Genomic DNA, 4,196 nt, shown 5'->3' with positions numbered 1-4,196 from the left:
ACTCTGGAACATGTGGGCATTGGAAGTATTGTTTTCTCCCCGTTGGAACAGGGAATCCTTACTTCAAAGTATCTGGATGGGATTCCAAAAGATTCAAGGGCTGCAACACAAGGTAGCTACTTGGACAGCTCCCAGATTTCTAATAATGTTATCAAACAGGTTCGGGAATTAAATGAAATTGCCATGAAAAGAGGTCAAAGCCTTGCGCAAATGGCAGTTGCGTGGTTATTAAAAGATCCACGGGTTACCTCTGTTCTTATTGGAGTAAGTAAAAAAGAGCAACTTCTTGATAATATAAAGGCGATAGAAAATATAAAATTTTCAGAATCTGAACTAAAAGAAATTGATTCGGTATTAAAATAAAAGAAGAAGAACTTCTGGAGTTATTTGATATAAACCTCCAGAAGTTCTGATTTTTCTGCCTTTATTTTTAAAGTTTCAGTAATCGCCGGAATAAGAATTGTTTGTCCTCTAACAATACTTTCCGTATTCCCATTGACCTCTACTTCTGCCGCTCCATCAACGCACATTAAGATTACGAACGAATCCAGGTTACTGTAATCCTTTACTATTTCCCCTTCAACAGGAAGAAAATTGGTGGTAAAGTATTCACATGAAGCAATATTTGAAGATTCGTTGGCGTTACTTTCATATTCCAACTTGTAATCATCTTTCTTTTCAAAATCGATAGCGTCCAGAGCCAGATCTGTATGTAATTCCCGGCCATTTCCATTGGCATCTACCCTGTCCCAATCATAGATTCGATAAGTAATGTCTGAAGTTTGCTGAATTTCAGCAAGAAGAATTCCTCCACCAATAGCATGAACTTTACCGGTATTTATAAATACGGAATCACCTTTCTTCACCTCTTCAAAATTAAGAAGATCTAAAATTTTTCCTCCATTCAAATAATCCAGATATTCCACCTTATTAGTGTTCTTACTAAAACCTATATTCAGCCTGGAACCTTGATCAGCCTGCATTACATACCACATTTCAGTCTTTCCGAAAGAATTGTGTCTTTCTTTGGCAAGCTTATCATTGGGATGCAATTGAACGGAAAGATCTGTTTTAGCATCGATAAATTTTATTAAAAGAGGGAAATCTTCACCGAATTGTTCGAAGATCTTCTTACCAAGCAAGTCGGCTTTATATTCCGTAATAAGATCGGTTAATTTCTTTCCTTCTTCACTTCCATTTGCAACTACCGAAATGAAATCTTTCACACCGGAAATTTCCCAGCTCTCCCCTACATTCTCGAATTCAGTTTCCTTATTCAGGATATCTCTTAATTTATTACCTCCCCATATTTTTTCCTGCAGGATAGGTTGAAATTTTATTGGATAATTAATCATTCTTCAATTTTATTTAGTGACGAGATAAAGATTTCTATAAAGGCGTGGTTTATGTTTATTTCCCACCGGATTCATATCGATCTCATCCACTTTTTCAATTTTATAATTTTCTAAAATCCGGAACATCTCCGGTTTTTGCTTTTTTGTCGCCAGCACAAGGAATTTCTCTTCAATAGGAATATCGTATCCTTTTCCGTTATAAATTACTTCAATTGGTCTTCCAAATTCCCAGATCATTTCCGGCGTAAAACCCTTAAATTCATAAGCTTTAACCGAAAAATCTTCTATATAATGGTCAACGATACTTATACTTGAGTAATCTATATTCTTTTCGATTTTACCTGAAATAGGTAAGCCAAAAAATATTATGCTAATGATGAACCAAACCGTTAAATAAAAAACAGGTTTAATCCGGTTTTTCCGCAAATATAATAAGATCAATCCGCCGATTATAGCAAGGGAAAGAGAAGTTATGACAAACCATGGAAGAAAATTATATATACTTTTTCCAAAATACGTTAATCCCGCAAATGGAAACAGCAATCCTACAAGTGCAATAATGATAAAATTTAAATTGACCGGCCACTTCTCTTTTTTACTCATCATCTCAAATCTCCTGAATAGATACTCGATATAAAAGCCGGTATTGAGTGCCATAGGTATAAGTACGGGCAGCAGATATCGGGATTTTTTCTCAGGGATAATGGATAAAAGAACCACGGCCAAAAGGGTCCATAATAAGGTAAACTGATAAGCTTTTATATTAAATACCCTGTTTTTTAAATATGGATATAAGAGAGCAATAAAGGAAGGAATAGTCCATATTCCGCTTTGAATAACGAAACTCCAGTAATAATAAAAAGGCCGCACATTATAATCCAGCCATCTTCCGGTTTCCTTTTCTGTAATTTTGGTTACAGAACCTGTATCCAAGAGATAAACATATAACGCCCACGAGGAAGAAATAACGACTGTTATTATAAGCATTAAAATTAGTGGCTTCCATAGTCTTATTCCTTCTTTAAATTTAAAGGTAAATGCATAAGCCATTAAAAAAGGTAAAAGCAAAACATACATTGAAACGGGCCCTTTACTTAAAAAGGAAGCTCCCATGCAAACACCGGCCAATACAGCGTACCAGTACCTTCCAACATATGTGGTAAATAATTTAAAAAGAAATACTATTGCCAGCATCATCCAGGCGTGCGTATGAATATCCCATTGTCCATCCCGACCGGAAAAAACGATATAAAAAGAAGTAGCAGCGATAAGAGCAGAAATAAATGCATACTTACGGCGGGCAGTAAATTGTATCCCAAATTTATAAATACAAATAGTGAGAATACTTCCCATTATGGCAGCCGGCAGTCTGGCTGCAAAAAGATTTTTTATTCCAAATAGCGCCATGGATATTGCCGTGAGCCATGTTGGCAAAGGAGGCTTTTCATACCGGGGTTCATTATTTATGGTAGTAAATATCCAATGATCCATGGTGAGCATTTCCCTTGCAGTAATGAAGTTCCTTGCTTCCATTATATTAACATATATGGCATCAAGGTTTACAAAGAAAATTCCCAGGCAAACAAAAATTAATAGTAGTAAATAATTATCCTTTAATTTCATTCTGCCGAATATAAATATTTCTAATATACATTATTAACCCGATCCCATGGCCGGCCAGTAATACCGGATCTTTTCTAATAATACCGTATGCAATTATGATTCCTGAACCCAATAAACTAAGCAGCCAAAATCCCAAAGGTAAAGTAGATTCTTTTCGCCTTTCAGAATATACCCATTGATAAACAAATCTCAGGGTAAAGATCAATTGCCCAATTGATCCTAAGAAAATTAACCAGAATGGAATGGCATCATTTCTGAATAATTTTGCAGCGTCATAAGTGTTATTATTAAATCCATAGATCACAAGTAAAAAAGGGAATACCCACAGAAATTTTCGGAACCAGCCGGATAGTTTCCCCCATTCCCCCTGCAACTGCAAATTTCTTATATAAATGTAATAGGTAAGGGTTTGTCCAAACATTATAGAAAAGTCATTTCTTAAATATCCATAGACAAATAACAGGAAAGAAGCCAGTAAACTTAAATGCCAGAAAAATATTGGAGTAACTACTTTCTTACTTTTCTCAGATAGTAACCACTGTAAAACCATTCTACCGGAGAACAGTAATTGGGCGACAAAGCCAAGAGCATATATAAGCCAGTTATTCAATGTGTAATGATTTATGGATAAAATCCAGCATTCAAAGACAAAATTTAGGAAGAAGCTAAATTACAATATTCCGCCACCGGCCTCTTGGTATTTCAACGGAAAATATTATCACTTCACCTAAAAGGCATTAAATTTTAACAGTTGAATATAATTTCCAATTATATTTGACGACCCAATCTATTGAAATACACCTGCTTGGCTTTAAAACATAAAAGTCATGCTGCAACAGAATTACATTATAAATACCCAGGATGAAATTTCACAAATAAGAAATGTGAAAGAACTTATCCAAAGAGTTTATAATTCAGACAATTTTTTTAACCTGTCTCTTAAGACCCTTGAATTGATAAGAAGGTTTAATAACCTTTATGTTCGGGTTTTTGAGAAAAAGGAAGATGATCCCGGATATGTGAATCAGCTGGTAATTATAGCACGCGGACTTGAAAATTCTCTTTTACGGGAAAATTAAAAAAATTTGTTTTTAACATTAAGCACTGATAATCAAAAACTTCCTTTAGGAGGTTTTTCTTTTTTTATACCATTGCTAATTTTTAAAGAAAAAATTGTTGTTTTATTTATAAAGTAGCTTATCTTTGCAACCGCAAAAA

At 34.6% G+C, this 4,196-nt stretch carries 5 protein-coding genes; 2 read left to right on the top strand and 3 right to left on the bottom strand.

Annotated elements, in window-relative coordinates; translation table 11 throughout:
- Positions 1-363: aldo/keto reductase (locus ACNKXV_RS07435; RefSeq protein WP_417907086.1), on the top strand; the 363-nt coding region annotated here is incomplete at its 5' end.
- Between the two features lie 20 nt (positions 364-383).
- Here the strand turns inward: ACNKXV_RS07435 and ACNKXV_RS07430 are convergent.
- From ACNKXV_RS07430 to ACNKXV_RS07420, 3 genes are read right to left on the bottom strand one after another with little or no spacing between them, the layout of a single operon-like run.
- A complete protein-coding gene (locus ACNKXV_RS07430) occupies positions 384-1,355 on the bottom strand; it encodes a type I phosphomannose isomerase catalytic subunit (protein WP_417907085.1) in 972 nt (323 codons plus the stop codon).
- Positions 1,356-1,364: 9 nt separating this feature from the next.
- Complete coding sequence (locus ACNKXV_RS07425; RefSeq protein ID WP_417907084.1) at positions 1,365-2,978, bottom strand: ArnT family glycosyltransferase; 1,614 nt, start codon at positions 2,976-2,978, stop codon at positions 1,365-1,367.
- On the bottom strand, positions 2,962-3,588 hold the full coding sequence (locus ACNKXV_RS07420; protein ID WP_417907083.1) for a lipid-A-disaccharide synthase N-terminal domain-containing protein: 627 nt from the start codon (positions 3,586-3,588) through the stop codon (positions 2,962-2,964). The genes ACNKXV_RS07425 and ACNKXV_RS07420 overlap by 17 nt, the downstream gene beginning before the upstream one ends.
- A 217-nt stretch (positions 3,589-3,805) precedes the next feature.
- Here ACNKXV_RS07420 and ACNKXV_RS07415 point away from each other — a divergent pair, with 217 nt between their 5' ends.
- Positions 3,806-4,057, top strand: a complete 252-nt coding sequence (locus tag ACNKXV_RS07415; RefSeq protein ID WP_417907082.1) for a hypothetical protein — start codon at positions 3,806-3,808, stop codon at positions 4,055-4,057.
- Positions 4,058-4,196 lie beyond the last annotated feature (139 nt).

The sequence above is a fragment of the Christiangramia aquimixticola genome (genome assembly GCF_048285835.1).
Classification (GTDB): Bacteria; Bacteroidota; Bacteroidia; order Flavobacteriales; family Flavobacteriaceae; genus Christiangramia; species Christiangramia aquimixticola.
The sequence above is the reverse complement of the archived record's forward strand: the minus strand, read 5'-3'. Positions and strand labels throughout refer to the sequence as shown.

Coding starts and splice junctions, on each gene's coding strand:
- ACNKXV_RS07425 (WP_417907084.1), bottom strand. CDS start 2,978: ATGAAATTAAAGGATAATTATTTACTACTATTAATTTTTGTTTGCCTG.
- ACNKXV_RS07430 (WP_417907085.1), bottom strand. CDS start 1,355: ATGATTAATTATCCAATAAAATTTCAACCTATCCTGCAGGAAAAAATA.
- ACNKXV_RS07415 (WP_417907082.1), top strand. CDS start 3,806: ATGCTGCAACAGAATTACATTATAAATACCCAGGATGAAATTTCACAA.